At 44.8% G+C, this 3,446-nt stretch carries 3 protein-coding genes; all 3 read right to left on the minus strand.

Going from position 1 to position 3,446, the window contains the following annotated elements; translation table 11 throughout:
• Nucleotides 1–629: 629 nt before the first annotated feature.
• The 3 genes from QUA38_RS28055 to QUA38_RS28065 all read right to left on the minus strand — a co-directional run bounded on the left by QUA38_RS28055 (nucleotide 630) and on the right by QUA38_RS28065 (nucleotide 3,087).
• Nucleotides 630–776, minus strand: a complete 147-nt coding sequence (locus QUA38_RS28055) for a hypothetical protein (RefSeq protein ID WP_333167667.1) — start codon at nucleotides 774–776, stop codon at nucleotides 630–632.
• 633 nt (nucleotides 777–1,409) lie between these two features.
• Nucleotides 1,410–2,336: a ParB/RepB/Spo0J family partition protein gene (locus QUA38_RS28060; RefSeq protein ID WP_333167669.1), complete on the minus strand. Its 927-nt coding sequence runs from the start codon at nucleotides 2,334–2,336 to the stop codon at nucleotides 1,410–1,412.
• Nucleotides 2,326–3,087: a ParA family protein gene (locus QUA38_RS28065; protein ID WP_333167671.1), complete on the minus strand. Its 762-nt coding sequence runs from the start codon at nucleotides 3,085–3,087 to the stop codon at nucleotides 2,326–2,328. Before QUA38_RS28065 ends, QUA38_RS28060 begins: the two co-directional genes overlap by 11 nt.
• Nucleotides 3,088–3,446 lie beyond the last annotated feature (359 nt).

Genomic DNA, 3,446 nt, shown 5'->3' on the forward strand with positions numbered 1-3,446 from the left:
TTAATTAATCCGAAACATCTTAAAAACTGGTTTACTAATTGCTGCTACTGTACCTCATAACATCCGGAAGTGCTGTAGCCCTCTTTTGTCACTCTGAGAAAATAAAAATAATACCCAAACTTTCAACTGTAGATAACTCAAGGATTTGAGCATTTATTTTCTAACAGAATGGCCCAAATCAAGGTTTTTGGTAAAAGTCTTATGATATAACCATCCCAGGTTATTTTCTGCCGAAACTGACAAAAGAGGGGTAGGAACGAGTCCATATCTTCTGAGTCAGCCTTTTGGCGGATAAAACTGAAAAACTGTTGATAATCTTGAAGCTGCTTGGATTCTTCCAACTTTCGCTGCTTTCTGATTCGCAACAAGTAGTCTTTGAGGCGAGCGTACCGCCATCCAACATTGAACCCCAGATCGTAGATTTGAGGGATTTTCGGATTCGCGGTTGCGTTGAGTAAGTTTTGTGCGACGTTTGGCGAGCCTTTGTCAGAAATTGTTCTCCTGCTTTTTTTCCCATCCCTACAACCTTTCCAAAACTCTTGGCTGCTAGTTGAAGTGTGGATGGAAATCTTGTACTCTTGCAGCGTTGTTTTAAGCCAATCTAAGTCTTGTTTTCTGTCGTTTGAGAGCTAATCGCTGGGCTGATACTTGTTCCAAGCGCGGGCTAAAGCATTTAGCGACTTTTGAAAATCTGCCAAAAAACTGTCTAACAGGGTTTGATACTTTGCCGGCAGTGAAAGTCGGCTGTGGTTTGAAAGAGTGTGACTTTGTGGCATAACTGTCAACATAAGCCAAACAGGGTTTGAGTTTGCTTTTTTCGGTTTCATCTCTATGTCTCTAACCTATCAACTGCCAAGCTCGATCGAATTCTGCCTAAAAGCTGATTTCTCATTCACTTTCGCAAAGGTAATAATTTCTCCTTCACTGCCACTCTTGGTTAGAATTATTAGCGTGCGCGACTTTTCTTTTTACAGAAATAGTTGTACCGTCCCGTGCGCGAGCGCCTGTATCAGACCGATCGCCAAAAAAAGAATGTTCTCTCGATTAACCCAGCATCCTTGACAAAAACTTAAACTTTGCCTCCCAACAGCCAGCGCAGAAATAATATCCAGCCCTGTACTCCGCGCGATCGCGCCGCTCGCCCAAAGTATAGCCAGGAATTAGAGATCTCTTACTAGGGACCAGGAAAAAAACCAACTAGAATTAATGGTTTCAGGAACTTGGAATATCCTAACCGTGTTGTCGTTTGCTGTATGAAAGCGTCCGCTAGAAGTCGCATATTTAATTCTTCAGAAGTGTCCGAACGCTTCTGTCTTTGAATGGGTACGACCATCCCTTCAATGCCGGAACTTCTTCTCTCGAATCCGGTTGCACGGATTAGGCAGAATGCGGCATAGCCCTTGTTTTTTCTAATCTACTAAGAGGGATTCTAGCTCTATTAGAATTTTTTGTAGGCGCTTCTGCTTTTTTGGATCACTCCAAGCTTTTGACTTGTTCGCTTTTGTTAAAGCTCCTTTTATTTGGGTTTTCAGATTTTCTTCCGGTTCTTCTTCCGAAGTACCTGCCTTTAAATCCGCGATGCGTTCTTTAATCTGATTTAAAGATAGACATTCAGCGATCGCCGCTTCCAGAAGCGACTTTCTTGCCTGCTCGTCTTTAACTTTGGCGATCGCTCGCGCCTTGGTATACTCGATCTGACCTCGGCGGAGGGTTTCTTGGATCTCTGACGGCAGCTTCAGCAGTCCCAGTCTATTGCTGACGAAAGACTCCCATGACATCCGCCCCAATTCGCTAAAAACCTTGACGACTATTTGCGTTTCATGATGAATGATAACGTTATCATTCATCCTCTGTACGTCATTTTGCATCCGGTAGAGCAGCCGCCCCACCTCTTCTAGATCGTATTCAAGGTGATGAGAGAGCAGTTGTAATATCCCCTCCGTTTCTTCGACTGGGTTGAGGTCTTCCCGCTGGAGGTTCTCAACTAATGCAACGCGCAGAGCTTGCTGTTGTGTCAAGTCCCGAATGATAACAGGGACTTCTGTCAATCCCACTTCCTTTGCAGCTCTATACCGCCTTTCGCCTGCTACTAGCTCGTATTCTTTTTCCCCTAAAGGGCGGACTAATAGAGGTTGAAGAATTCCATCTGTTTTTACTGACTGAACCAAAGCCTGCATAGCTTGGGAGTCGAAGTATCGGCGAGGTTGAGAGGATGGAAGCTTTATCAACTCAATCGAGAGCAGTTTTTCAGCCGTTGGTTCTGCCACTTCATCATCTCCAAACAAAACACTCAAAGAGGCCTTACCTTTATAGGGCTGGTCATTCTTACTTGACATTGAGTTTCTCCATCTTGGCGGATAGCTGGTTTAATATTTTGACGACGGGATTTTTAGGTTCGTAAACAGCAAGCGGGACTTGTTTTTCGGAAGCATCCGCGAAAGCAGTTATTCGCGGGATAGGAGCGTAAACCGGGCCAAAGGTCGTAAACTGCTCGTTTATGGCTTTGAGAGTCCGCTTGTCCTGAGAGTTAGCAGCAGCATAGCGGGAGGGAACAAAACCAGCTATCTGCAAAGGGCGGTTTCCTTTCTTTCTGATTCTCGCTACTGTTTGCAACAGGAGGTTGGTGCCCTCAAAGGCTTTGTAGTGAGTCTCAACGGGGACTAAGACGTGAGTAGCGGCTACCAGGCTGATGTAGCTGAGTAACCCTAAACTGGGAGGACAATCTATGAGGATGAAATCGTAGTTGTCCTGAATTGGGGCGATCGCATCTTTAAGGCGAACTTCCCGAAAATCCATGTTAACCAGCTGAATTTCCGCCGCGCTGAGGTTGATGTTGGTAGGTGCCAAATCCATACAGTGAATGCCCGTGTGGATGGAAAGAGGTTCCTCATTGACAATGGCATCAAACACAGTTTTATCCAATTTCTGAGAGTCAACCCCCATGAAGAGCGTTAGAGAACCTTGAGGATCGATATCGATGAGAAGAACCTTGTGGCCTCGTAAGGAGAGGTGGTAGCCGAGATTGAGCGCGATCGTGGTTTTCCCCACACCGCCGGCTTGGTTGAACAGCGAGATTATCTTTGTCATGAATTGCCCTCCGGTAGCGTGCCACCATAGTTCCAATACGGAGTGCAAAAAGAGGTGGCGGTTAAAACTGTAAGCATATGTGCACTTTTGTTGAAGTTTGGGAATGTCTGCACTTTAGGCATGAACCCTCACTATTCCCAGACCGTTTTGTAGAAAAACTATAGTTATACTCTCATATCAAGGTGATGTCTCTGAAGGCGCATTAGGAATTTTTTTATTTTTTCCCACTCCCAAAGGCAATTGGCAACAGTGACCATGCCGTTGCTGTGAAATACCAATTTTCTAAATTTCTGCTACAGATAGCCCCTCTAATATGAATGGATATCCTGTCAAAGAAGCAATCACTTCGTTAGTTAGCT

Origin of the sequence: Microcoleus sp. Pol12B4, assembly GCF_036701385.1 — a bacterium.
Classification (GTDB): domain Bacteria; phylum Cyanobacteriota; class Cyanobacteriia; order Cyanobacteriales; family Microcoleaceae; genus Microcoleus.

Bases quoted from the DNA above. Each gene is read 5' to 3' on its own strand.
- QUA38_RS28060 (WP_333167669.1), bottom strand. From the start codon at position 2,336: ATGTCAAGTAAGAATGACCAGCCCTATAAAGGTAAGGCCTCTTTGAGT.
- QUA38_RS28055 (WP_333167667.1), bottom strand. From the start codon at position 776: ATGCCACAAAGTCACACTCTTTCAAACCACAGCCGACTTTCACTGCCG.
- QUA38_RS28065 (WP_333167671.1), bottom strand. From the start codon at position 3,087: ATGACAAAGATAATCTCGCTGTTCAACCAAGCCGGCGGTGTGGGGAAA.